We start from the raw sequence: 22781 nt of genomic DNA, 5'->3' as shown, positions 1-22781 counted from the left end.
AACGGAGTTTAAAAAAAGGGAGGTTTACATTGTGAGTTCTATTGCTCAAAAACAGGGCTTCGGTGCAATGATATGGGACTACTTGACAACAGTAGACCATAAAAAAATCGCACATCTATATCTCACATCAGGAGGATTGTTCTTCCTAATCGGCGGTATTGAAGCGATGTTGATCCGGATCCAACTAATGAAAGCCGGAAATGATTTCCTGAGCGCAGGTACTTATAACGAAGTACTGACAATGCACGGGACTACGATGATTTTCCTGGCTGCCATGCCAATTTTGCTGGCATTTATGAATGCCGTCATGCCATTGCAGATCGGCGCACGTGACGTAGCATTTCCGTTCTTGAATTCACTTGGATTCTGGTTGTTCTTCTTCGGTGGTATCTTCCTGAACCTTTCTTGGTTTATGGGTGGTGCTCCTGATGCAGGATGGACGAACTATGCGTCGCTTGCACTTGCTTCAGAAGGACACGGAATTGATTTTTACACACTTGGATTAACGATTTCCGGTTTCGGTACGCTGATTTCAGGGATTAACTTCCTGGTTACAATCATTAATATGCGTGCTCCTGGTATGACTTACATGAGAATGCCATTGTTTACATGGACGACTTTTGTAGCTTCAGCACTGATCTTGCTGGCTTTCCCTCCGTTGACAATCGGTCTATTCTTCATGGTATTCGACCGTATGTTTGGGGCAAACTTCTTTGATGTAGCAAACGGCGGGAACACAATCATCTGGGAGCATTTATTCTGGATCTTTGGTCACCCTGAAGTTTATATCTTGATTTTGCCGGCTTTCGGTATTTTCTCTGAAATCTTTGCCATTTTCTCCCGCAAGCGTTTGTTTGGTTACACTGCACTCGTATTTGCAACCATCCTAATCGGTTTCTACGGATTCATGGTTTGGGCTCACCACATGTTTACAGTTGGCTTAGGGCCAACAGCTAACGCGGTATTCGCTTTAGCAACAATGATCATTGCTGTCCCTACAGGCGTCAAAATCTTCAACTGGCTTTTGACCATTTGGGGAGGCAGCATCAAATTTACGACACCAATGATTTATGCAATTGCCTTTATTCCGTCATTCGTTGCCGGTGGGGTAACAGGGGTTATGCAAGCAATTGCTCCTCTGGATTACCAATTGCATGATTCTTACTTTATCGTTGCGCATTTCCATTACGTTATCGTTGGTGGGGTTGTACTTGCGATTTTTGCAGCTACACACCTGTACTGGCCGAAAATGTTTGGTACAATGCTTAATGAAAAATTAGGGAAAATCACTTTCTGGTTCTTCTTTATCGGTTTCCACTTAACATTCTTTATCCAGCATTTCTTAGGCCTAATGGGGATGCCGCGACGCGTTTACACGTTCGGCGCTGACCAAGGCTGGGATTTGTTCAACGCTATCAGTTCTGTCGGCGCGTTGTTCATGGCTATCGGTGTTATCGTATTATTGATCAACGTAGTAATTACAACTGTTAAAAATGAGCGTGTGGGCAATGACCCATGGGAAGATGGCCGTACGCTTGAGTGGGCAATTCCTTCACCGCCGCCATTTTATAACTTTGCACAAACGCCACTAGTACGTGGTTTGGATACTTACTGGATTGAAAAAATGGAAGGCAACAAAGAGGGTATGCTTTATGCTGAGCCTTTAGAAGAAATTCACATGCCAAATGGCTCGATTATTCCTGTAATTATGTCATTTGGTTTGTTCGTTGCTTCATTTGGTGCCCTTTACTTCCTGGATGGAGATAAATCTTGGCCACTTCCAGTGCTAATTCTGGGATTATTGATCACTTTCGGTTCAATGTTGCTACGCTCACTGAAAGATGATCTTGGGTTCCACATCTCGAAAGAGGAATTGATCGAAGACGCTAAAGGGGGTAAGATGGATGGATCTAAATAAGAGGTATACCCCACAAACATGGCCTGATCATCCTGAAACGGCTACAATGGAAGGGAAGAATAAGTTTGTCGGCTTTTGGCTTTTGCTTGCTGCTGAAACCGTAACCTTCGCTTCACTTTTCGCTACGTACTTGGCTTTGAAAGACAAAGGGCCAAGCGGCATGGAGTTTGCAGCTGCAGATTTGTTTGAACTTCCGCTGGTTTTTGCGATGACGATGATTCTTCTGACATCATCTCTTACAAGTGTTTATGCTATGTATCATATGAAGAACCACAATTTTAAAGCAATGCAGGCTTGGCTAATGGTAACGGTGTTACTTGGAGCGACATTCCTGGGCTTGGAGATTTATGAGTTTAATCATTACGTACATCTTGGTTTCGGTTATACGCATAGTGCTTTCAGTGCTGCTTTCTATACGCTGGTTGGTACTCACGGAGCTCACGTATTGTTCGGTCTTAGCTGGTTCATCGCATTGATGCTCCGCAACGCTAAACGCGGCTTGAACACTTACAATGCACCTAAATTCTACCTTGTAGCGTTATACTGGCATTTTATCGACGTAGTATGGGTCTTCATCTTTACTGTCGTCTATTTGATGGGAGTGATCGGTTAATATGGCACATGACACACATACGCATGTTAGATCACAAGCAGAGTACGAATACGTACGCCGCCAACGAGCAAAAGAGATGCGCAACCAACTGACTTCTTTTGCAATGATGATTTTCTTGACATTGATTGCATTTACGACAGTTGCAGCAGATTTCTCCCCTTACTTGATTACGCCAATCATTTTATTGTTGGCTGCTGTTCAAGTGGTGCTTCAGTTGTATCACTTTATGCACATGAGCAATAAAGGCCATGGCATGGTCGCGTTCTTTATGTTCAGCGGTATGTTTGTTGCCTTTATCACGATTCTTGCATTAGTAACAATTGTTTGGTGGTAATTACATTAAAAACCCCGCTTGCCTTATTGGGCAAGCGGGGTTTTTTCTTGCTTAAAGCATAGGCGGCTTAAGCTTTGATGTGCAAGCTTTTTGGTTGGCGATTACATAGCTGCTCGTCCATGCAAAGAGCATTCGCCAATTGTCATAGTTCGTTCATTGATATACCCATCCCCACACTATATAATGGGGGTACTTAAGAAAAAAGGAGGTATGCTGGCATGCCGATTAGTATATTTGGGTTTCAGGCTTTATGGAGTCCATACTTCTTGGGAGTCCTCGTGTTAATCACGATCTTATATTTTTTAGTTACCGTTAAATGGAGAGACAAGTTTAAAGACAGCGAGCCGCTGAAACAAAAAGAAGCACTTCTGTTTGTTTCAGGTATGCTTTTACTGTATATAATCAAAGGAGGGCCAGTCGATTTGCTGGGCCATATCATTTTTACCATGCATATGTTCCAAATGGCATTTTTGGTTCTTCTGGCTCCGCCTCTTATTATTATGGGGATCCCGTCCTGGCTATGGCGCTCCATCATCAATCGTCCGGTGATTAAACCTGTTTTTGATTTATTCACCAAACCCATGCTAGCGATCATCATTTTTGGAATGGTGTTCTCTTTTTACCACATTCCTTTAATTTTTGATTTTGTAAAAATGAATTCATTATTGCATGCAGCAGTCAGCCTCCTTCTTTTTGGTTCTGCTATGCTGTATTGGTGGCCTGTTGTCAATAATTTGGAAGGCGCTTATAAATTCCATGGGCTGAAAAAGCTTGCGTACTTATTCGGGCTAAGTGTATTGATCACGCCTGCCTGTGCATTGATCATTTTCAGCGATACAGCTTTCTATGCTACTTATACAGATGGACAAGCGTGGCAACAAGCCATGGCGTTATGTGTACCAGCTGGCACACTTGCCCAACTCGGCTTGACCGGGCCTGAACTTTTCACAAATATGTCAGCGCTTGAGGACCAGCGGACTGGCGGCATTACCATGAAAGTCGTACAGGAATTGATTTTTACGGTTTTCCTGTGGCTGGTTTTCTATGAATGGCTGAGAAATGAAAATAATAATGCTGATGAAATTACAGCGAAAACGATTGAAGACCGTAAGAATATGGCCTTACACAGACATAATGCTTGAAGAAGCCAAAGGAGAAACTACTAAATGAATTTGCCGCTATTACCAACCATCAGTACTTTTTTTATCGTATTAAGTGCCGTTTTAGTAGCGATTGGCTGGAATTTGATTCGCCGACGCAACATTGAAGCGCATAAAAAAGTAATGCTAGCAGCAGGTGCTGCCGCGTTGACGTTTTTCATCATTTACATGTCCCGCACAATTTTTGTCGGAAATACGGCATTCGGGGGACCTGATGAATACAAACTCATCTACACCATATTCCTGATTTTCCATATCTGTCTCGCTACTACCGGCGGCATTATGGGGCTGATTACGATTTGGCTTGGCTTAAAGAATCGCCTCGAAAAACACCGGAAGTTTGGCCCAATCACGAGCGTCATCTGGTTTTTCACAGCGATTACGGGTGTAGTCGTCTACCTTTTGCTTTACGTAATCTACGAAGGCGGACACACCACTTCTGTTTTCAAGGCAATTTTAGGCGGATAAAAAAAGAACCTTTCCAGGTTCTTTTTTTTATGACTGTATTTTAGTAACTGGCGATTGATAGGAGAGTTCTTCAGGTTAGACCTTGAAATCAATTTTAATCATGCCCGCTTCTCTTGCTGAGGTGAAAAGAATGACAAACAAGTGGCCGACAAAAAATAAGCGGCCTGACCATTGAAGTGGATTATAGATAGCTGCTTATTTTGCCGCTAGAAAAATAGAAACCGCAGTTCAATTAAGAACTGCGGTTTTTCTTATGCTTTAATTTCAAAAACTGCTATTTCTGTTTTGATTGCTTTTAGCACTTCAGCGCAAGATTTAACCAAATGCTCTGGGAAATGCTCGTTTTCGCCATATTCTACACCGTGTGGGTAGTAGTGTTTGCCGACAACAGGTTTCATCAGTTTTACAACTGCATCGCCGGCATCAATGTCGCCAGTGATTGCATAGCCGAAAACGCGTAGATAGTAAGTGCCTTCGCGGACAATAAACTTGCGGTCGTATGTAACGCGCTCGTAGTCCCATTGGCCTTCTTTAGTTAAGCCATGGCGGCTCATAATGTCGTCAAGTAAAGTAAAGTCCACTTGAATGTTTTCTAGTCCTGTATTTTCAAAATACATAGGATCTCCTCCTCGATATCAAACTGACTAAATGCTTCTTTAATAATAGATGAAAAAACGGCTTGTTGCAATGGCTAGATTGTGTCAGAATGCGCACGGCTGTTATAATTGTGTATATATACTTTATTGAGGAGCTGTTCGATTGAAAGACTTGCTGCGCATTATGATTTTTCTATCGGTGATTCTCATCGTCTTTTTCTATTTCGATTCTCCTACTGAGGAAAACGAAATGCTGGAAGCTCCGCAAACGCAAGATCCATTGCCCGCACAAGATTTGGTAGAAAATCCGATGGACGTGGAACGGCCGATGGAAGGGCTGTCGACTTATATAGGCAAACCCTCCAAAGACTGGCTCGCGGATTTTGGAAAGCCCTCCCGGATTGAACCTTCCGCCTTCGGATACGAATGGTGGGTTTATGACGCCTCATACTCCAATTATCTGATGGCCGGCATTAAAGAAGGCAAAGTTATACAAGTTTATACAGCGGGAATTGCAACTGATCCGGCGCCGTATAAAATTGGCCAGACTTTGGATGACTTGTACCGTTTTACAATTGTTGAAAACGAAATCACGGTGAAATATGGAAGCAATATTTATATCTTTAACCTCAGTTCGGACGATTTGAAAAAACGCCTGCTTGCCAGTTTCGGCGATGTCTACGCCCAGCTCTATATCGACGGGGAAGACCAGAAACTCGAGGCAGTCCGGTTTATGGACGCTGAAACATTGGTGCGCCATCAGCCTTACGATATGATGTTCTCAGGGGATTTGCTGCCGGCCATTACGCCGTCTTCGGGCCTTCAGCAATCCATCGATGACGCCAATTCCAAACAGATTATTGATTTAACCAATGTGTATCGCCTGCGCCACCAAAAAAATCCATTGGCTATAAATCCGGCTGTCAGCATGCTGGCAAAAGAACATAGTCAAAATACAGCGAAACAGAACTTCTCAGCAGAAGAAACTGAATTGAAAAGTTTGGAAGAGCGGCTGACGAATGCCAACATCGTTTTTGAAGAAGCTGCCGAAAATACGGCGACTAAATACTCCGACGCTGCAGAAGCCGTGCATGGCTGGATCAATTCGCCGAATCACCGGGACACTTTATTGTCCAGCCGCTTTAATCAAATCGGGGTAGGGGTATTCGGCAAATATTATACCCAGGATTTTTTAAAGCAGAAACCGGCAACTGCTGAAAATCAATAAACCTATTGTCTTTTAGGAACGATAAAAAAAGAGCCGGTGGCAGTGGCGATGTGCTTGCCGTCTTGCTGCACGATATTGCCCTCCACAACCATCGTATGGGCGCCTTGGCGTATCATGCGGGCATCTGCCCGGATTTCATCTTCAACAGCCACAGTGAGGTAATGGATGGTGATATTGGTGGTGACAGCAGCGTAGCCTTCGGGGCATTTGCTGCTGGCCAGGGTACCCATCGCTGTATCCAATAAAACAGCCAGGATGCCGCCGTGCGGAATGTCGATATTATTGTGGATAAAAGGAGTGTTCGGAATGCGGACAGCACTCGAATGCTCGTCAGTTTCCCGCTGCATGTTCAAGCTGGCGCTTAAATATGTTTTAAATTCGCCTTGCTGCTTTTTCTCGAAATTTTCAAGGAAGTCGCCCAAAATTTTCAAGTCTTCCAATGTGCTGTTATCAACAATACGCTGAAATTGCTTCGATAAATTTTTCATAAAACCAGTCCTTTCAATATGTATGAAAATGGGTAAATTTCTGCTATGATGAAACGTGTAGAGGAGGAATGCATATGTTTATGACCTACGAATGGGTTCAAATAACTGACTCTGCAGAAGAGTTAAGCGAAATGATTTTGCAATCTGAACAGGGCGAGCTTTACCGAAAAGCTTATGATACTGTTTATAACGATAAAGGTTTGGCTGATGAAATTCATGCGTTTGCTAGACTAAAAGAACAATATGAAGAAGTTCAGAGGTTCGGCAAATACCATCCCGATTACAGCCGGGTAATGAAACAGATCCGCGTTGACAAGCGCCGGCTGGATTTGAACGAACAAATCGCAGCCTTGCGCTTGGCAGAAAATGAACTGCAGGACTTGATGGACCAAGTAAGCTTCATTCTTGGAAGATCCGTCTCGGAAGCGGTGAAAATCCCTTCCAGCAATCCGTTCTTCTCTTCCGATTCTTCTTGCGGAGGAAGCTGCGGAACAGGCGGCGGCTGCTCATGCTCCGCTTAAAGAGAAAAGCGGATGCGCCTGTTTAGCCTCGACAAGCGCTGGAAGGCTGGGCGGTGATGGCGCTTTTGGCCATCGCAGACCAGTCTGAAGCGACCTCGAGAGGCTGGGCGCAGCAGCTGGACAAGAAAAGTGGAAATGGCCGTTTAGATTCGAAAGGCGTAAGCTGGACTGGCGAAGTGGCGCTTTTTGCTACGCAGCCAGGCTGGCTTATGACCCGAGAATCTGGCCATTGCAGCTAGAAAAGAAAAGCGGATGCGCCTACTTTCTTCACTTCAAACAGAATATATGAAAAAATGTGCAACGATTTCGTTGCACATTTTTTTATTGCGTTTGATTTTCCGTTTCGCTAATGAGGGCGACAGCCAGATCTGGCCGTCCTGTGATAATTCCTTGTGCACCTGCAGCAAGCAATGCCTTCATTTCTTCCGGTTCGTCGATTGTCCAGTAATGGACGGGAATGTTCAAGTTGGATAAAAATGCGATGAACCGCGGCAGGTCCAGCCGGAACATCGATGAACGGACAGGAATTTGAAAGACATCAGCGCGCGGGTTATACAAATGGCCGAATTGGCTATTGAATGCCGTATACGCTTTTTTCACTTCGTTTTCCCCAGCGCCAATCGCCACCCGGTTTTGGGCATAAAGATTAAAGCGGTCAATTTGTTCATCATAAAAACTGGTAACCACTACACGGTCATGAACGCCCAGAGAGTCGATCAATCTCCACAATTTCGAAGGAACCAAGCTGCCTTCATAAGTTTCTGGAGAATCCTTCATATCAATATTGATGAACATTTGTGGGAATTCTTCCAGCAAATCACGCAGAAGCACGACTTTTTCGCCCTTGCCCCGATAAGTTGTCTTGCCTGACGGGTCAACGAAATGATAGCCTAAGTCAAATTCCAAGAGTTCTTTAAGCGTCAAATCCGCTACACGTCCAGCTCCGTCTGTTGTCCGGTCCAGGTATTCGTCATGGAATACCAGGATTTCTTCGTCTTTGCTCAATCGGATATCGATTTCAAATCCGTGGACTCCCAGCTCTGCTGATTTTCTGAATGCCGCCATTGTATTTTCTGGAGCAATGGCACCGCCTCCACGATGTGCCAGGACAATGGGGTGGCCGTAGTCCAGCACATCTTTCCCGGGTCTCGTTTGTGGAGTTGCTAATGCTTTAGAACCTGCCCAAGCAGCTGCTCCGACTGCAACGGCAGCAAGTCCGATTTTTGTTTTTTTCCCCATAAGAATGGATTACCCCCTCGAAAATGTAACTAAAGTCATTATAACGAATTCCAGAATTTATTGTTAGTTTTATCCTGAACATGCAAGCGGATCAGATGGTGGGAACTTTGTTGCTGTGCAGTACAGAAAGAGCCTGCGAATGTTTCGGCTTCACTGGTTGCGGCTTTTTTCTTTCCTATGGTATTCTATCAGTAAGAAAAGAGGGATAGTTATGCGTGATCGCCAGGGCCTTATTGTTTATGTCCATCATTTAAAACAAGCCAAATCGCTTAGAAAATACGGACATGTCCATTTTATCTCGCGAAGGCTCAAATATGCCGTTCTTTATATGGACCAGGAAGTCATTGAAAGCACAAAAAACAAATTGTCAAAACTGCCATACGTGAAGCAGGTTCTAGAATCGCAGCGGCCGTTCCTGAAAACGGAATACGAAAACGCAAAACCGGATAAAGCCAAAGAGTACGATTATAAGATCGGCTTATAATTATTGCATCGGTGGAATGTAATGGTTTAATCGGAGAATGGCAATCAAGTGGTTAAAATAGAATTTCTTTTCCGCGTAGGCGGAAGAATGCTTTACATCCATCTTGATTGGCTCATGCCCAAGCCCTTTTACCGTTTCTTCAAACAAGTCGAGGCGCTTTGAGTTCTCCGGAATTCCTTCCCGGCATATGTATATCGGCATGAAGCCGCCTTCTGTGGCCGGCTCAAATGCCGCTGCAACCGACAGTACCGGCTGTCCTCCCTTGGTTGTTGAAACAAAAATAAACCCGTGTTTGAAACGGTGAGAATTTACAGTGATCAATTCACGGAGTTCAAAAAGATCTCCATACCCTTCGCCTAATTCGATAAATCGTTGAATCATTTAGGTCACGTCCTTTCCATTTAACATTCTACCATTAGGCAGATTTTTTTCATAAGAAATTTAGCAAATAAGAGGCGATTAGATGCGTGTTGTAGCAGGGTCAGTAAAAGGCATTCCGCTGAAAGCGGTGCCAGGCACTTCAACAAGGCCGACAACTGACAAAGTAAAAGAATCCATTTTCAATATGATTGGGCCGTTTTTTGACGGCGGCAATGCTTTGGACTTGTTCGCAGGAAGCGGCGGCCTGGGCATTGAAGCGTTAAGCAGAGGCATCGACAAAGTGATTTTCACCGATAAAGACCGAAAAGCTGTCGACACGATCCGGGCGAATCTCGAAAAAACCCGATTGACAGACCAGGCGGAAGTTTATAAAACGGATGCCGACCGTGCGCTTAAAGCGATTAAAAAAAATAACATTCAGGCCCGCCTGATGTTTTTAGATCCGCCTTATCATTTGGAACAAGCATATGGTTTGATGGACAAGGCAGCCGAAATGGGCATATTGACAGAGGATTCCATCGTCGTATGCGAACATGCCAAAGAAGTAGAACTCGATGACCGAACGGTTTTTTTCGAGCGGTTTAAAAAAGAGCTTTATGGCGCCACCATTATTTCAATTTACCGTTTTCAAGGGGAAGAGGGAGAAGAATTTGAGTAAGATTGCAGTTGTGCCGGGAAGTTTTGATCCGATTACATTGGGGCATTTAGACATCATCAAAAGAGCTTCGGCAATTTTCGATGAAGTTAAAGTGGTGGTGATGAACAATTCATCGAAGCAGCCGCTGTTTGATGTGGGTGAACGCCAGGAGCTTATTTCAAAAGTGACACAGTCGTTTCCGAACGTGCAAGTGGATACTTTCGGGGGGCTTTTGATTGATTATGCAAGCGAAGTAAAAGCAAATGCGATTGTCCGGGGCTTGCGTGCAGTTTCGGATTTTGAATATGAAATGCAAATCACATCGATGAACAGATTTTTGAATGAAAACATTGAAACCTTGTTTATGATTTCCAATAACCAATATTCATTCCTCAGTTCAAGCATTGTAAAAGAAGTTGCGAAATATGGCGGGAATATCAGTGAATTGGTTCCAGGCGCCGTAGAAGAAGCCTTAAAGCGGAAATTCCAATAAGTCACGTTTAACGTGGCTTTTTGTTATTGGCTGCCAATTAGGAAAGGAGCAGCATAATGAAAAATAATAAATTAATTGCATTGGTAATCGTTGCCGCCTTAGCAATTTTCACATCCACATATCAGATGAATTATTACATTACCCGGCCGGGAGGCGCATACGAACTCAGTCCATTAGTGGAAGTGGTCGGAGGAGACGAAGACGACGAAGGCACTTTAAGTTTAATGACGGTTTCGATGCTGAACGCTACACCGGCGCTGTATCTTTTTGCAAAATTTCAGGACGGCTATAAAATTCTGAAGCCCGAAGAAGTCCGCAGTCCGCATGAGAGCGATGAAGAGTACAATGTGCGCCAGTTGAAGCTGATGTCGGATTCACAAGTAAATGCACTGCAGGTGGCTTTTGAAAAAGCCGGCAAGCCTTATGAAGTGAATAACAATGGGGTATTCGTGATGAACGTCCTCGAAGGGGGAGCGGCAGACGAAGTGCTTGCCCCAGGAGATCAAGTATTGTCGATTGACGGCAATGGCTTCGAATCACAGCAGGAATTTATCGACTATATAGCAGGAAAAGCAGACGGGGAAAAAGTGGAGTTGGCTTTTGAACGCGAAAGCCGCAAACTGACAGAAACCATTGCGCTTGCGCCGCTTCCGACAGAGCCGGATCGAATTGGACTCGGCATTTCATTTGTAGAAAATAAAGACATTGCCACCACTCCGGAAGTGAAGATCGATGCGGAAAATATTGGCGGCCCTTCTGCGGGCTTGATGTTCACCCTGGAAATTTTAAACCAGCTGCTTGAAGAAGACATCGCCAAAGGCTATGATATTGCGGGCACTGGCACGATGCAAAGCACAGGGGAAGTAGGCAGAATCGGCGGAATCGACCAGAAGGTGATTGCGGCCGACAATGAAGGCATGGATGTTTTCTTTGCACCGGACGATGACACTGAAGGCGCTTCTGCTTCCAACTACGATGTGGCCAAGGAAACGGCAGAAAAAATCGGCACAACCATGAAGATTGTGCCGGTGAAAACGATTGATGACGCGATTGCGTATTTGGATGAACTTCAGCCGAAATAACGTGGAGGCGTCGTAAATTCTTTTTTTACATCCATTGCCCCTATACCAAGCAGATACATGGAACTGGCATGAATATCGAGTTTCCCCATCGGGTCCGTTAAATCTGCGGCCCGGCTGATTAAGGGGAGCCCGATATTCTTTTTTTGCTGGTTTAAATACTGCTTTCCTTTAGTGGTCATGCCGAGCAATCGCATATAAGCGGGCTTTTCGAAAGAACGGAGCTCTTCCCAGGTGAAGCCGGTATAGATATGCGTCAGCATCCGCTGCACGCGGGTGCGTGTAAACCGCTTCGATTTCACGCGGCTGATGAAACCTTCAAACTCCGTCTCTTTTTTTGCCGCTTCATAAATCAGGTTTTCGATGCCTTCTGTCACTTCGGCAAACCGGTTTAACCGGGATGGACGCTCCCGAAGAATGCTATAGCGCAGCAGGGGATAAAAACGTTCCCAGCTGCCGAACCCCTGATGCGCCTCAGTAAATTCCTTCAGAATGGAGATGGAAGCTTCAGGCATGTATTTGGCGATTTCCTCCATCGATCCACCTTCAAAAAAAGCCTGCCGGATGCCGGTTGCGCTGGCGATGGTCAGTTCCTTATCGATCGGATCATGGTAATTGGCTGCAATGCGCTGAATGGTCAGCGGGCGAATCGGGGAAGCCATTTTTTTTGCTGCTTCTATGTAATGGTAGCCCAGTATATTGTTCGGCTGCTTTAAATCGGCATAGCCTGCACCGTTTTCGGTTAGGCTGGTGTAGGCTTCATTTAAGGCCTTAGGATAGCTGATGCCCGTCTGGACGGCTTCATGGATCTTTTGTTCATAAACAGCGCGTTTGCTCTCTAAGAGCCCATACGTCCGAAGGAAAGGCTCAATGGAGCCTTGTTCACTGCCAAAGCAAAACGATTCGCAGCCGATAGCCGAGAGCAGGGCGATAGCGCCTTTGGCAAAATCTGAAGCTTGTGCAGTGGCATAAACATAGGGAAGCTCGATGACAATATCCACACCGCTGGCCAAGGCCATTTCAGTCCGTGCCCATTTGTCGGCAAATGCAGGCTCTCCCCGCTGCAGAAATTGGCCGCTCATCACAGCAACCAGCACATCGGCTCCAGACTCGATGCGCGACTGAAAAGCGTGGTGGAGGTGGCCATTATGAAATGGATTGTACTCAACAACAATACCTGCAGCTTTCATTTCACTCGCTCCTTTGGTAAACTTAAATAACAGTATACCGATGTTTGGATCTGTCTGACAAGATTTTATCTTGACATCTTTTTCTGTGCATTATATAATCAACTTTGTTGTCTTAGAGGTGATACTTATGAAAATGGCGATTCAACAGCTTCAAAAGCATCGCAAAGACGGAATGCCGATTGACGAAATTGTCCACTTGGATGCAGTGAAAAAACGCAATAGCGATATTCGCGAAATTTCACCTATGCATGTCATGGGGCATTGTACAATTGGTTCGCAACAAATAACGTGCCAGCTTCAACTCAAAGGGATGCTTATACTTCCCTGCGCTAGAACTTGGGAAGACGTTGAATTTCCTATCGACATCAAATCGGTTGAAATTTTCTCCTGGTCTGAAAAAGACCGAGATACGAAAGACGATAATGTTCACATGGTTGCTACTGAAACAATTGACCTTCAGCCGGTGCTAGAAGAACTTATCCTTTTGGAGATTCCGATGCAAGTGTTCAAGGAGGATTCCGAAGAAGCCGTGATTACTGGCGGCAACGACTGGTCCTATTCAACTGATGAGCAAGCGGAAGCGGAGAAAGAAGAAGCACAACCAAAACCGGATCCAAGACTTGCTGATTTAGCCAAGTATTTTGATCAGTCAGATGAATAGAATCATTGTAAGGAGGTGTCACCAATGGCTGTACCAGCTAGAAGAACGTCCAAAACCGTTAAAAGAAAACGCCGTACGCATTTCAAATTGTCAGTGCCGGGCATGGTAACTTGCCCAAGCTGTGGCGAAATGAAATTGGCTCACCGCGTCTGCAAAGAATGCGGTTCATACAAAGGGAAAGAAGTAGTAGCAAGCAAATAAAACAGTATTTGCTGCTAAAAGGCTATTGAGAGGCCATGGCTCTCGATAGCCTTTTTCTCTACCTAAAAATAAGGAGTGGTAAGATGTCGTATAAAATTGAAATGGCAGACGAAATCCTAACCTTTACAATTGACCGCCCGGATATCCGCAATGCCATCAACGAAGGCGTTATGGAAGGCTTCGAAGAATTAACAAAAAAAGTACATAAGTCAAACCCCCGTTTTGTCATCATTACCGCTTCCGGATCCCAAGCTTTTTGTTCCGGCGGCGATCTGTCGGTATTCCACGAATTGAAAACAAAAGAACAAGCTTACCCCATGCTGAAGCGGATGAGCGAAGTGCTTTATGCCATCAAAACCTTGCCGGTTCCGGTAATTGCTTTAGTGAACGGAGCGGCAGTGGGCGGCGGTTGTGAAATTGCGACTGCCTGCGATTACCGTTTGGTCAGAGAACATGCAAAATGCGGCTTTATCCAAGGCACGCTTGCCATTACAAGCGGCTGGGGAGGCGGCAGCTACCTGTTTGAAACCTTGCAGCATGACCGGGCGCTGAAAATGCTCAGCGATGCCCGGGCGTATCCAGCGGATGAACTGCTTGAAAACGGCTGGGCAACCAAAATAATCCGCAATGATGCCGATATTGAAGCATTTATCCATTCGATGAAAAAGATTCGGCCGGAAGTGCACCGTGCCTATAAAGAAATTGCCATTCGGAAATGGCAGGCCAGTGGCTTGAAGGACCGGGTAGAATCTGAAGTGCGCCGCTGTGCCGAACTATGGGAAGCCGATGTGCATCACGAAGCAGTCGACAATTTCCTGGCCAAGGCGAAAAAATAGAGACTTCCATTAACGGAAGTCTCACACTGTAGTCAAAGTATAAATGAAATGAATAGAAATACACAAAACCAACCGAATCGGCTATTTCGCTTTCCGTGACCGAATCGGTTGGAGCGTTTCTCTTTGATTCGAAAGTGAACCATGATCCGATCGAAGCCAAACTATCTAGCTGAAAAAAGAAAAGCGACACTTTTGGAAAGCTTCACGTTTAGGAGCTGAAGTGGAGGCCGGCGACTCCTGCGGGATAGTGAAGTGCCGAAATCCACTCGGGACGCAAGTTCCGAGTTAGTTCGGCGCGAGCCCGCGGAAAGCGTCCGGCTGAAACGAAGGATCCGGAATTTTCTCTCCAATAGGATATTTATTCAGCTTTCATGTGTAAAAATTCTTTTGTCTACAAGCTCAGACTTCCATTAACGGAAGTCTTTTTTTATGGAAAAAACGAGAAGGAAACAGCGGATGGATTTTTCTATTCTGAAAAGTTTTGCGCCAATAGTTGAAATCGCTTACAAAAATCGTATATGCTAGAGGAGGGAGAAAAACACAGGGGGTATTTCTTATATGAATAAAATCCTGATTGCGAACCGGGGCGAAATTGCACGGCGGATTATCCGCACCTGCGACCGCCTCGGCATCGAAACGGTTGCCATCCACTCAGAGGCTGATGGGGATCTGCCATATGCAAGTGAAGCAACCGAAGCTATTTTGATCGGACCAAATCCGGTCGCTCAATCGTATTTGCAAGTGGACAAAATTATTGAAGCGGCGCTGGCCTCCGGAGCGGATGCCATTCATCCGGGATACGGCTTGCTGTCGGAAAATGCAGAATTCGCTCGAAAAACAGAGCAGGCGGGGCTGGTTTTTATTGGTCCTTCCGCCGACATCATGGAAAAAATGGGTGACAAGATTGAATCACGCCGCACGATGATTCAAGCAGGGGTTCCAGTTGTTCCAGGAACAGAAGAAGGCGTCCACGAACTTGAGGAAGCTTTGGCAAAAGCTGAGGCCATCGGTTATCCGGTAATGCTGAAAGCGAGTGCTGGAGGCGGCGGCATTGGCATGGTACGCTGTGACAGTGAGCAAGCGCTCAGTCAGCAGTTTGTTTCTGTTAAAAATCGGGCGAAAGCTTATTTTGGGGACGATGTCGTCTTTTTAGAAAAATTCATCGCAAACGCCCGCCATATTGAAGTGCAGATATTCGGCGACAAGCACGGGAATATCGTCCATCTGTTCGAACGAAATTGTTCGGTCCAGCGGCGCAACCAGAAAGTCATTGAAGAATCGCCATCGCCTCATTTGCCGCAGGACGCTCGTCTTCGCCTTTGTGAAGCTGCGCTTCAAGCTGCCCGTGCGGTCGGCTATACCAACGCCGGGACAGTGGAGTTCATTGTGGATGAAAAAAACCAATTTTACTTCTTGGAAATGAATACGCGTCTTCAAGTGGAGCATCCCGTCACGGAACAAGTGACCGGCTACGACTTAGTGGAATGGCAGATTGACGTGGCGAACGGGAAGGAGCTTCCTCCACAGGACAGCATCCAATCCCACGGCCATGCCATTGAATTCCGTATTTACGCAGAAGATCCGAAAACCTTCTTTCCATCGCCTGGGAAGCTGGAGTCCATTATGTGGGGGCAAGATGCCCGCATTGAATCCGGCTACGAACAGGGCAATGCAGTCACGCCTTTTTACGACCCGATGATCTCCAAAGTCATCATTACAGGCAGCGACCGGATAGATGCCATCCGCAAATCACAGAATTTTTTCAATCATGCTACAATAACAGGGGTAAAAACCAATATTCCGCTATTCAAAGAATTTGTTGAATCACAGGAATTTGTAAATGGCGATTATGCAACATCTGTATTGCCGAAATGGCTCGAAAAAACAAAGGAGGAACAGGGACTATGAAAGAACTAAAAGCATCGATGGCAGGAACCGTATTGAACGTATTGGTAGCAGAAGGGGAAGCGGTAAGCGCAGGCCAAGCCGTTTTGACAATTGAATCAATGAAAATGGAAATTCCGGTTGAAGCGGAAATTGGCGGCACAGTGGAAAAAATCCACGTGGAAGTCGGTGGATTCGTCAACGAAGAAGAAACATTGATGACACTGGGAGAATAATCCGTTTTTATGCAAAGGGGGCAGCGAAATGACAAAAACGAGTGAAACAACCGGCTATAATGAACGCTTGGAACAAAAACTCGCGACGATTTTTGCGGGAGGACATCCTAAATATCACGAAAAAATGAAGGAAAGCAATAAGCTGTTTGTCCGCGACCGGCTTAAGCTTTTGTTTGATGATGAGAATTATGCAGAAGACGGCCGCTTCGCAAATGTTGAAGCAGGCGATTTGCCGGCTGATGGCGTGGTTACGGCCATCGGCAAAGTGAATGGCCAGACGGTGTGTGTCATGGCGAATGATTCCACGGTTAAAGCGGGATCATGGGGTTCGCGCACAGTTGAAAAGATTATTCGCATTCAGGAGACTGCAGAAAAAATGCAGGTTCCCATGCTTTATCTGGTGGATTCTGCGGGTGCCCGCATTACAGACCAGCTGGATATGTTTCCAAACCGTAGGGGTGCGGGGCGGATTTTCCATAACCAGGTAAGGATGTCTGGGATGGTTCCGCAAATTTGCCTATTGTTCGGGCCGTCTGCAGCAGGCGGAGCATACATACCGGCATTTTGCGATATTGTCATCATGGTTGAAGGCAACGCTTCGATGTACTTAGGGTCTCCTCGGATGGCCGAAAAAGTGATCGGGGAAAAAGTGACGCTGGAAGAAATGGGCGGAGCCCGCATGCACTGCACCGTCAGTGGAGTGGGCGATGTATTGGTTTCAACTGAAGAAGAAGCCATAGAAGAAGCGCGCCGCTATTTAACATTCTTCCCGGCTAATTTTGCGATGAAGCCTGAAAAACTTGAAGCAAAAGCAACGAAAGCCGGACGTACACTGGAAGCCATCATTCCGGAAAACCAAAACGCACCGTTTGATATGTATGAACTCATCGATCAGCTGGTCGATGAAGGGAGCTTCTTTGATATCAAAAAATTATTTGCCGGTGAATTGATTACCGGGCTGGCCCGTATTGACGGCCAGGCAGTCGGAATCCTGGCGAACCAGCCAAAAGTAAAAGGCGGCGTGCTGTTCGGAGATTCAGCTGACAAAGGCGCGAAGTTCATCAACTTATGCGACGCTTTCTCAATCCCGTTATTGTTCCTGGCAGATGTGCCGGGCTTTATGATCGGAACGAAAGTCGAACGCGCCGGCATCATCCGCCACGGCGCAAAGTTTATCGCGGCCATGAGTTCTGCGACTGTGCCTAAAATTTCGGTGATTGTCCGCAAAGCATACGGTGCAGGCTTATATGCGATGGCAGGCCCTGCTTTCGAGCCGGATGTGTGCATCGCGCTTCCAACTGCCCAAATTGCGGTTATGGGCCCTGAAGCGGCGGTCAACGCCGTGTATTCGAATAAAATCGAAGCCATTGAAGATCCGAAAGAGCGCTTGAAGTATGTTCAGGAAAAACATCAGGAGTACAAGGAAGAAATCGATATCTACAAATTGGCGTCTGAACTGATTATCGATGAAATCGTGGCTCCTTATCAGCTGCGGGATGTGTTGTCGCAGCGGCTGGCAATTTATGAAACAAAAGATTTGCCACTGCCGTATCGAAAACACGGCGTTTATCCTGTATAATAAGAGTTAATAAGAAAGAAGTCTGCCTTATTATGGCAGGCTTCTTTTTTGAGATTGCATGAGGAGGGAAGCCATGAAAGTGGTCATCGTCGGCGCAGGAGCGGTCGGCCTGCTGCTTGCCTGCCTATTGGATGAAGCAGGAGCAGCAGTGCAGGTATTGGCGCGCCAAAAACAGCAAGCCCGCATCATCAACGAACAGGGGATCATAAAAGACGGACACCGCCACAATGTGCCAGCCTTTACAGAGTGGACGGAAATCCCCTCGGATGCCTTTATCCTGCTGGCGGTGAAATACGATGCGCTGGATGAGCTTGTGCCAGCACTTAAACGGTATGCCCTGTACAATCCGGTAGTTTTTCTCCAAAACGGCATGCTCCACCTCCGAGTGGCCAAGGGATTGCCCCACGGGGATATTGCTGCAGCCAGTGTAGAACATGGCGCGCTAAAAATCAGCGCCAACGAAGTCCGGCATACTGGAAACGGAACGGTTAAATGGGCCCTGTTAAAAGGGCGGCAGCAAAAATTCCTTCCGTTTACCAAACTTGAGGGTTTCCAGTCGGAATGGCATGAGGATGCAGACCGGCTCCTGTTCCGCAAAGTGCTGCTGAACGGCATCATTAATCCGCTCACGGCAATAACGGCTTTAAAAAACGGTGAGCTGGTGACGAATCCCTATGCTTTTGAATTGATGCAGAGGGTCTACGCAGAACTGGACCGGGCTTTCCCGGAAATCAAGACGCTGCTGCCTTTTGAAGAAGTAACCGCCTTATGCAAGGCAACTGCCGAAAATAAATCCTCAATGCTGATGGACAGGCAGGCTGGCCGCAAAATGGAGCTGGACACCATTGTGCTGTATTTGTTGGAGCGATCTCCAATTGAACTCCCTTTATTAAAAGCTTTTTATCAACTATTAAAATCAATTGAGGTTTGATCTATGGACATTTTATATTCTCTCGGAGCCGCATTTGTCTTCGCTCCTTTCATTTTATTTATCTTAACGCTGTTGATTGCCCGAAAAAAAATGGGACGGCGATCAATCGGCCTGGCCGCCGATGCCACAACGTTTTTATTGTTCGTTTCCATCCCGGTAGGCGCTGCGGTCATTTGGCCATATGACATTGCCGCCATCACGTACATTGTCGCTGTCGTCATCGCGATGTTCCTGCTGACAATTGAATGGATAAAGTCGAAGGAAATCAAAGTGGTCCCGTTTATCCGGAAAACATGGCGTACGTATTTTCTGGTTTTGAGCATTGCTTACTTTCTTCTATGGATGACTGGACTGGCCCTTACCATCAGCCGTTTTCTATCTTCGTAAGCGTATATTTTTCCAACTGCGATTGCGTTTGATATAGTAATACTGAATGTAAACGGAAAAGGGGACAATTTTTCATGAGGTTAGAAGAACAATATATAAAACCAGCCAGCCAGCTAATGGAAGACTACATAAACGGAAAAGCGAATATTCTACAGTATTTTTCTTATGGGCCAAGCGCTGAAAATTTCAGCAAGCGTTTTGAAGTGCTGCAGCAGCATAAAGTGGACCGTGCAAAAGTCGGCTCGATCCTGCGCAAATTCATGGAACCAAACGGCATTTCACAAAAGGCGGAAGCCCATCTTGCGGATTTTGAGAACGGTGCGCCGGTCGTTATAACCGGCCAACAGGCAGGCCTTTTAACGGGACCGTTATACACCGTGCACAAAGCCATCTCGGTAATCGTCCTGGCAAAACAGGCGAGTGAACAATTGGCAACAAAAGTTGTCCCCGTCTTCTGGATTGCTGGCGAAGACCACGATTTGGCGGAAATCAGCCATTTATACAGAGGCGTAGACGGCAGGTTGGATAAACTGAATTTTCCGCATGTCGAGTATGGAAAGAATTCCGCATCTACTGCAAAATTGAACAAGGCGAAAGTCCATTCGTATCTGGAAGAGTATTTCAGAAGCTTGCCTGAAACCGAGTTCTCCAAAGAGATGCATGAAACGGCCTTTGCCTTTTTGGACGGCGCCGACTCCTTTACGGATTTCTTTGCAGCGCTGCTTAATTATTTTTTCAAAGAAGAAGGGCTGTTGTATATTGATGCAGCAAGTCCCGACCTCCGGAAATACGAAGCAAGTTACTTTATCCAGATGGTTGAAAAGTCGGAAGAAATTGCCGAAGCGGTCATAGCGGCGGAACAAAACCTGGTTAAAGAAGGATATCCTGCAGTCATTGAAGCGGAACCCCAAGCGGCGAATTTGTTTATTACGGTGGAAGGCGAACGCATTTTGCTTCAGCGCGACGGTGAAGAGTTTGTCGGCAATGAAGGGGCAGTGTCATTCACGATGGATGAATTGCTGGATATTGCTGAAAACTCACCGGAACGGCTGAGCAATAACGTCGTGACACGGCCTTTGATGCAGGAGCTGGTTTTCCCAGTGTTGGCCTTTGTCGGAGGGCCGGGAGAAATTGCTTACTGGGCTGCATTAAAAGGCGTCTTTAAAGTGATGGACATGGAAATGCCGGTTGTTATGCCCCGTCTTGGAATGACCTTGGTGAACCGGCAAGTTCAGAGCTTGCTCCAAAAATATCAATTGACTTTCAGCGAAGTTTTTAATGAATTGAAAGTGGTGGAACTCCGCAACGCTCTAATGGAGTCGATTCGGGAAAAAGAAGCTGAACACCTGATCGAGGAAACTCAGCGCCAGCTGGAAGCCAAATACGAAGATATCCAGAAGAGTTTTTCAGCAATCAGCGGAGGGCTTACGCCGCTCGTGGAGAAAAATCTGCAATTCCATTTAAAGCAGCTCCAATTCTTGAAAAACAAATTGGAAGATGAAGTAGTATTGCAGAATAGCACTCAGTTTAACCATTTCGGATTGATTGAGATGGAACTGCGCCCGGATGACAATTTTCAGGAACGTGTTTTCAGTCCCTTTCCATACCTGAATGTTTACGGTTTAGAACTGGTTCAAGACCTGTTGAAACTTGATTTCCAATATGACAAAACCCACAAAATAATCTATCTGTAACAGCAAAAGTCTGCCTTGGCAGACTTTTTTTTGTCTCATTAAGTGCATATGAGATTTATTTCTGTAACAAACATGAAATATTTCAAAAACAAGTGGTGAGAAGTGGGGGATTGTGGTACATTAAAGACATTAAGTGGGGTGACAGGCATGTTCATGGGAGAATATCAACATAGCGTTGATGCAAAGGGACGTTTAATCGTGCCTGCAAAGTTTCGTGAGCAACTTGGCGAGAACTTTGTCATAACCCGTGGCCTGGATCAATGCTTATTTGGTTACACAATGGATGAATGGCAAAAGATCGAAGAAAAGCTGAAAGAGCTGCCGGTCACTAAAAAAGACGCACGTGCATTTACACGGTTCTTTTTCTCAGGTGCCACGGAAGTGGAACTTGATAAACAAGGGCGCGTCAATATACCATCAACATTGCTAACATATGCAAAACTTGACAAAGAATGCGTGATTCTTGGTGTATCGAATCGATTTGAAATCTGGTCGAAAGATGCATGGGAAGAATATTTTACAGCGTCTGAAGACTCATTTAATGACATTGCAGAGAATTTAGCAGACTTTGATTTTTAACAACTGAACGGGGGGAATGGATTGTTCAACCACACCACGGTTTTACTGCAGGAGACTGTCGATGGACTGAACATTCGTCCTGATGGCGTCTATGTAGACTGCACGCTTGGCGGAGCCGGACACAGCGAGTACTTGGTAAAGCAGTTATCCGATGAAGGACATTTGTATTGTTTTGACCAGGACGCTACCGCTATCGCTCATGCACAAGTAAAACTGAAAGATTACTTGCACAGAATTACGTTTATTCATTCGAATTTTAAATTCATTAAAGAACAATTGGAAATGCACGGGATTGAAAAAGTGGACGGCATATTATATGACCTGGGCGTTTCTTCTCCGCAGCTCGATACGCCGGAAAGAGGATTCAGCTACCACAATGACGCACCGTTAGACATGCGGATGGACCAATCAGCTGAGTTGACTGCTTATCATGTAGTAAATGAATGGTCGTTTGAAGATTTGGTGCGAATTTTTTACCGCTACGGCGAAGAGAAATTTTCGAAGCAAATTGCCCGGAAAATTGAAGCGGCAAGGGAAACCTCGCCGATTGAAACAACCGGCCAATTGGTGGAACTGATCAAAGACGGCATTCCGGCATTTGCCAGACGAAAAGGCGGCCATCCGGCAAAACGCATTTTCCAGGCGATCCGCATTGCTGTAAACGATGAACTTGGTGCGGCAGAAACTTCGCTCCAGGATGCCCTCGATTTACTGGCTGTCGGCGGAAGAGTCAGTGTTATTACCTTCCATTCACTGGAGGACCGGTTATGCAAGACGCTTTTCAAGGAAGCTTCATCAATGCCGGAACTGCCTCCGAACCTGCCTATGATTCCAGCAGGCATGGAACCGAAATTTAAATTGATCACCAGAAAACCGATTCTTCCGTCCGAGGAAGAGTTAGAACAGAACAATCGTTCACGGTCGGCAAAATTGCGGATTGTGGAAAAAATCAAAGAGTAAGGAC

At 45.7% G+C, this 22781-nt stretch carries 28 protein-coding genes; 23 read left to right on the top strand and 5 right to left on the bottom strand.

Translation table 11 applies throughout. The annotated features are described in order from the left end of the window. Positions 1-31: 31 nt before the first annotated feature. The 5 genes from ctaD (at position 32) to QWY22_RS13180 (ending at position 4493) form a co-directional block, all read left to right on the top strand. Positions 32-1918 (top strand): cytochrome c oxidase subunit I, encoded by a 1887-nt coding sequence (ctaD, locus tag QWY22_RS13200; protein ID WP_300981298.1) that lies wholly within the window; start codon positions 32-34, stop codon positions 1916-1918. Beyond that, positions 1905-2531, top strand: coding sequence for a cytochrome (ubi)quinol oxidase subunit III (locus QWY22_RS13195; RefSeq protein ID WP_074510227.1), 627 nt, complete (start codon positions 1905-1907; stop codon positions 2529-2531). Before ctaD ends, QWY22_RS13195 begins: the two co-directional genes overlap by 14 nt. Before the next feature lies 1 nt (position 2532). Further along, positions 2533-2865 (top strand): cytochrome c oxidase subunit IVB, encoded by a 333-nt coding sequence (gene ctaF, locus QWY22_RS13190; RefSeq protein WP_036806983.1) that lies wholly within the window; start codon positions 2533-2535, stop codon positions 2863-2865. 218 nt (positions 2866-3083) lie between these two features. Then, entirely contained in the window at positions 3084-4007 is a 924-nt protein-coding gene (ctaG, locus tag QWY22_RS13185) for a cytochrome c oxidase assembly factor CtaG (RefSeq protein WP_300981297.1), read from the top strand. 24 nt (positions 4008-4031) lie between these two features. After that, a complete protein-coding gene (locus QWY22_RS13180; protein ID WP_300981296.1) occupies positions 4032-4493 on the top strand; it encodes a DUF420 domain-containing protein in 462 nt (153 codons plus the stop codon). Between the two features lie 251 nt (positions 4494-4744). Here QWY22_RS13180 and QWY22_RS13175 read toward each other — a convergent pair whose 3' ends face one another. Further along, positions 4745-5110, bottom strand: coding sequence for a YugN family protein (locus tag QWY22_RS13175; RefSeq protein WP_300981295.1), 366 nt, complete (start codon positions 5108-5110; stop codon positions 4745-4747). A 142-nt stretch (positions 5111-5252) separates the two neighbouring features. Here QWY22_RS13175 and QWY22_RS13170 point away from each other — a divergent pair, with 142 nt between their 5' ends. Continuing rightward, on the top strand, positions 5253-6317 hold the full coding sequence (locus QWY22_RS13170) for a CAP domain-containing protein (RefSeq protein WP_300981294.1): 1065 nt from the start codon (positions 5253-5255) through the stop codon (positions 6315-6317). 2 nt (positions 6318-6319) lie between these two features. On the opposite strand, the gene QWY22_RS13165 is transcribed toward QWY22_RS13170, so the two are convergent. Then, complete coding sequence (locus tag QWY22_RS13165; RefSeq protein WP_300981293.1) at positions 6320-6805, bottom strand: PaaI family thioesterase; 486 nt, start codon at positions 6803-6805, stop codon at positions 6320-6322. 74 nt (positions 6806-6879) lie between these two features. Between QWY22_RS13165 and QWY22_RS13160 the strand changes: the two genes are divergently transcribed. Both QWY22_RS13160 and QWY22_RS13155 read left to right on the top strand, forming a co-directional pair. Beyond that, on the top strand, positions 6880-7326 hold the full coding sequence (locus tag QWY22_RS13160) for a YlbF/YmcA family competence regulator (RefSeq protein ID WP_300981292.1): 447 nt from the start codon (positions 6880-6882) through the stop codon (positions 7324-7326). Positions 7327-7379: 53 nt separating this feature from the next. Next, positions 7380-7565 (top strand): hypothetical protein, encoded by a 186-nt coding sequence (locus QWY22_RS13155; protein ID WP_300981291.1) that lies wholly within the window; start codon positions 7380-7382, stop codon positions 7563-7565. 82 nt (positions 7566-7647) lie between these two features. On the opposite strand, the gene QWY22_RS13150 is transcribed toward QWY22_RS13155, so the two are convergent. Next, positions 7648-8565 carry a glycerophosphodiester phosphodiesterase family protein gene (locus QWY22_RS13150; RefSeq protein ID WP_300981290.1) on the bottom strand — a complete coding sequence of 306 codons (918 nt, stop codon included), beginning with the start codon at positions 8563-8565 and terminating at the stop codon, positions 7648-7650. Between the two features lie 211 nt (positions 8566-8776). Here QWY22_RS13150 and QWY22_RS13145 point away from each other — a divergent pair, with 211 nt between their 5' ends. After that, a complete protein-coding gene (locus QWY22_RS13145) occupies positions 8777-9049 on the top strand; it encodes a YlbG family protein (protein ID WP_036806955.1) in 273 nt (90 codons plus the stop codon). Here the strand turns inward: QWY22_RS13145 and QWY22_RS13140 are convergent, their stop codons facing one another. Then, complete coding sequence (locus QWY22_RS13140; RefSeq protein ID WP_300981289.1) at positions 9050-9430, bottom strand: DUF7147 family protein; 381 nt, start codon at positions 9428-9430, stop codon at positions 9050-9052. A gap of 82 nt (positions 9431-9512) precedes the next feature. Here QWY22_RS13140 and rsmD point away from each other — a divergent pair, with 82 nt between their 5' ends. Genes rsmD through QWY22_RS13125 form a run of 3 tightly spaced genes read left to right on the top strand, consistent with a single transcriptional unit; the run spans position 9513 to position 11642 of the window. Further along, positions 9513-10088 carry a 16S rRNA (guanine(966)-N(2))-methyltransferase RsmD gene (gene rsmD, locus QWY22_RS13135; protein ID WP_300981288.1) on the top strand — a complete coding sequence of 192 codons (576 nt, stop codon included), beginning with the start codon at positions 9513-9515 and terminating at the stop codon, positions 10086-10088. After that, on the top strand, positions 10081-10560 hold the full coding sequence (gene coaD, locus QWY22_RS13130) for a pantetheine-phosphate adenylyltransferase (protein WP_300981287.1): 480 nt from the start codon (positions 10081-10083) through the stop codon (positions 10558-10560). Before rsmD ends, coaD begins: the two co-directional genes overlap by 8 nt. A gap of 56 nt (positions 10561-10616) precedes the next feature. Then, complete coding sequence (locus QWY22_RS13125; protein WP_300981286.1) at positions 10617-11642, top strand: SepM family pheromone-processing serine protease; 1026 nt, start codon at positions 10617-10619, stop codon at positions 11640-11642. On the opposite strand, the gene QWY22_RS13120 is transcribed toward QWY22_RS13125, so the two are convergent. After that, the gene (locus QWY22_RS13120) at positions 11630-12829 is read right to left on the bottom strand and encodes a nucleotidyltransferase (RefSeq protein ID WP_300981285.1); all 1200 of its coding nucleotides are present in this window, start codon (positions 12827-12829) and stop codon (positions 11630-11632) included. The two genes, QWY22_RS13125 and QWY22_RS13120, sit on opposite strands and share 13 nt — an antisense overlap. 127 nt (positions 12830-12956) lie before the next feature. Between QWY22_RS13120 and QWY22_RS13115 the strand changes: the two genes are divergently transcribed. From QWY22_RS13115 to rsmH, 11 genes are all read left to right on the top strand, one after another. Then, positions 12957-13490, top strand: a complete 534-nt coding sequence (locus tag QWY22_RS13115; protein ID WP_300981284.1) for a YceD family protein — start codon at positions 12957-12959, stop codon at positions 13488-13490. A gap of 24 nt (positions 13491-13514) precedes the next feature. Continuing rightward, positions 13515-13691: a 50S ribosomal protein L32 gene (gene rpmF, locus QWY22_RS13110; RefSeq protein WP_036806933.1), complete on the top strand. Its 177-nt coding sequence runs from the start codon at positions 13515-13517 to the stop codon at positions 13689-13691. Between the two features lie 83 nt (positions 13692-13774). Further along, complete coding sequence (locus QWY22_RS13105) at positions 13775-14527, top strand: enoyl-CoA hydratase/isomerase family protein (RefSeq protein WP_300981283.1); 753 nt, start codon at positions 13775-13777, stop codon at positions 14525-14527. A 558-nt stretch (positions 14528-15085) separates the two neighbouring features. Beyond that, positions 15086-16435, top strand: coding sequence for an acetyl-CoA carboxylase biotin carboxylase subunit (locus tag QWY22_RS13100; RefSeq protein ID WP_300981282.1), 1350 nt, complete (start codon positions 15086-15088; stop codon positions 16433-16435). Beyond that, the gene (locus tag QWY22_RS13095) at positions 16432-16647 is read left to right on the top strand and encodes a biotin/lipoyl-containing protein (protein ID WP_036806925.1); all 216 of its coding nucleotides are present in this window, start codon (positions 16432-16434) and stop codon (positions 16645-16647) included. The genes QWY22_RS13100 and QWY22_RS13095 overlap by 4 nt, the downstream gene beginning before the upstream one ends. 28 nt (positions 16648-16675) lie before the next feature. After that, positions 16676-18226 carry an acyl-CoA carboxylase subunit beta gene (locus QWY22_RS13090; RefSeq protein ID WP_300981281.1) on the top strand — a complete coding sequence of 517 codons (1551 nt, stop codon included), beginning with the start codon at positions 16676-16678 and terminating at the stop codon, positions 18224-18226. A gap of 73 nt (positions 18227-18299) precedes the next feature. Next, positions 18300-19157, top strand: a complete 858-nt coding sequence (locus QWY22_RS13085; protein WP_300981280.1) for a 2-dehydropantoate 2-reductase — start codon at positions 18300-18302, stop codon at positions 19155-19157. Positions 19158-19160: 3 nt separating this feature from the next. Then, on the top strand, positions 19161-19544 hold the full coding sequence (locus QWY22_RS13080; RefSeq protein WP_300981279.1) for a DUF3397 family protein: 384 nt from the start codon (positions 19161-19163) through the stop codon (positions 19542-19544). Positions 19545-19618: 74 nt separating this feature from the next. Further along, positions 19619-21238 (top strand): bacillithiol biosynthesis cysteine-adding enzyme BshC, encoded by a 1620-nt coding sequence (gene bshC, locus QWY22_RS13075; protein ID WP_300981278.1) that lies wholly within the window; start codon positions 19619-19621, stop codon positions 21236-21238. A 147-nt stretch (positions 21239-21385) separates the two neighbouring features. Continuing rightward, positions 21386-21817, top strand: coding sequence for a division/cell wall cluster transcriptional repressor MraZ (gene mraZ / locus QWY22_RS13070; RefSeq protein WP_036806910.1), 432 nt, complete (start codon positions 21386-21388; stop codon positions 21815-21817). 21 nt (positions 21818-21838) lie between these two features. Continuing rightward, complete coding sequence (gene rsmH / locus QWY22_RS13065; RefSeq protein ID WP_300981277.1) at positions 21839-22777, top strand: 16S rRNA (cytosine(1402)-N(4))-methyltransferase RsmH; 939 nt, start codon at positions 21839-21841, stop codon at positions 22775-22777. The last annotated feature ends 4 nt before the right edge of the window (positions 22778-22781 follow it).

Origin of the sequence: Planococcus liqunii (assembly GCF_030413595.1) — a bacterium.
In the GTDB taxonomy this organism is placed as follows: Bacteria; Bacillota; Bacilli; order Bacillales_A; family Planococcaceae; genus Planococcus; species Planococcus liqunii.
Note: the sequence above shows the minus strand (reverse complement) of the source record. Positions and strands in the feature narration are given on the sequence as shown.

What these genes read in the sequence shown, in the direction of transcription:
- QWY22_RS13125 (WP_300981286.1), top strand. Translation starts at nt 10,617, where the DNA reads ATGAAAAATAATAAATTAATTGCATTGGTAATCGTTGCCGCCTTAGCA.
- ctaF (WP_036806983.1), top strand. Translation starts at nt 2,533, where the DNA reads ATGGCACATGACACACATACGCATGTTAGATCACAAGCAGAGTACGAA.
- QWY22_RS13100 (WP_300981282.1), top strand. Translation starts at nt 15,086, where the DNA reads ATGAATAAAATCCTGATTGCGAACCGGGGCGAAATTGCACGGCGGATT.
- QWY22_RS13080 (WP_300981279.1), top strand. Translation starts at nt 19,161, where the DNA reads ATGGACATTTTATATTCTCTCGGAGCCGCATTTGTCTTCGCTCCTTTC.
- QWY22_RS13095 (WP_036806925.1), top strand. Translation starts at nt 16,432, where the DNA reads ATGAAAGAACTAAAAGCATCGATGGCAGGAACCGTATTGAACGTATTG.
- QWY22_RS13140 (WP_300981289.1), bottom strand. Translation starts at nt 9,430, where the DNA reads ATGATTCAACGATTTATCGAATTAGGCGAAGGGTATGGAGATCTTTTT.
- QWY22_RS13085 (WP_300981280.1), top strand. Translation starts at nt 18,300, where the DNA reads ATGAAAGTGGTCATCGTCGGCGCAGGAGCGGTCGGCCTGCTGCTTGCC.
- QWY22_RS13160 (WP_300981292.1), top strand. Translation starts at nt 6,880, where the DNA reads ATGTTTATGACCTACGAATGGGTTCAAATAACTGACTCTGCAGAAGAG.
- ctaG (WP_300981297.1), top strand. Translation starts at nt 3,084, where the DNA reads ATGCCGATTAGTATATTTGGGTTTCAGGCTTTATGGAGTCCATACTTC.
- rpmF (WP_036806933.1), top strand. Translation starts at nt 13,515, where the DNA reads ATGGCTGTACCAGCTAGAAGAACGTCCAAAACCGTTAAAAGAAAACGC.
- mraZ (WP_036806910.1), top strand. Translation starts at nt 21,386, where the DNA reads ATGTTCATGGGAGAATATCAACATAGCGTTGATGCAAAGGGACGTTTA.
- QWY22_RS13180 (WP_300981296.1), top strand. Translation starts at nt 4,032, where the DNA reads ATGAATTTGCCGCTATTACCAACCATCAGTACTTTTTTTATCGTATTA.
- bshC (WP_300981278.1), top strand. Translation starts at nt 19,619, where the DNA reads ATGAGGTTAGAAGAACAATATATAAAACCAGCCAGCCAGCTAATGGAA.
- QWY22_RS13145 (WP_036806955.1), top strand. Translation starts at nt 8,777, where the DNA reads ATGCGTGATCGCCAGGGCCTTATTGTTTATGTCCATCATTTAAAACAA.
- QWY22_RS13115 (WP_300981284.1), top strand. Translation starts at nt 12,957, where the DNA reads ATGAAAATGGCGATTCAACAGCTTCAAAAGCATCGCAAAGACGGAATG.
- QWY22_RS13090 (WP_300981281.1), top strand. Translation starts at nt 16,676, where the DNA reads ATGACAAAAACGAGTGAAACAACCGGCTATAATGAACGCTTGGAACAA.
- QWY22_RS13150 (WP_300981290.1), bottom strand. Translation starts at nt 8,565, where the DNA reads ATGGGGAAAAAAACAAAAATCGGACTTGCTGCCGTTGCAGTCGGAGCA.
- QWY22_RS13120 (WP_300981285.1), bottom strand. Translation starts at nt 12,829, where the DNA reads ATGAAAGCTGCAGGTATTGTTGTTGAGTACAATCCATTTCATAATGGC.
- QWY22_RS13175 (WP_300981295.1), bottom strand. Translation starts at nt 5,110, where the DNA reads ATGTATTTTGAAAATACAGGACTAGAAAACATTCAAGTGGACTTTACT.
- QWY22_RS13165 (WP_300981293.1), bottom strand. Translation starts at nt 6,805, where the DNA reads ATGAAAAATTTATCGAAGCAATTTCAGCGTATTGTTGATAACAGCACA.
- QWY22_RS13195 (WP_074510227.1), top strand. Translation starts at nt 1,905, where the DNA reads ATGGATCTAAATAAGAGGTATACCCCACAAACATGGCCTGATCATCCT.
- rsmD (WP_300981288.1), top strand. Translation starts at nt 9,513, where the DNA reads ATGCGTGTTGTAGCAGGGTCAGTAAAAGGCATTCCGCTGAAAGCGGTG.
- QWY22_RS13105 (WP_300981283.1), top strand. Translation starts at nt 13,775, where the DNA reads ATGTCGTATAAAATTGAAATGGCAGACGAAATCCTAACCTTTACAATT.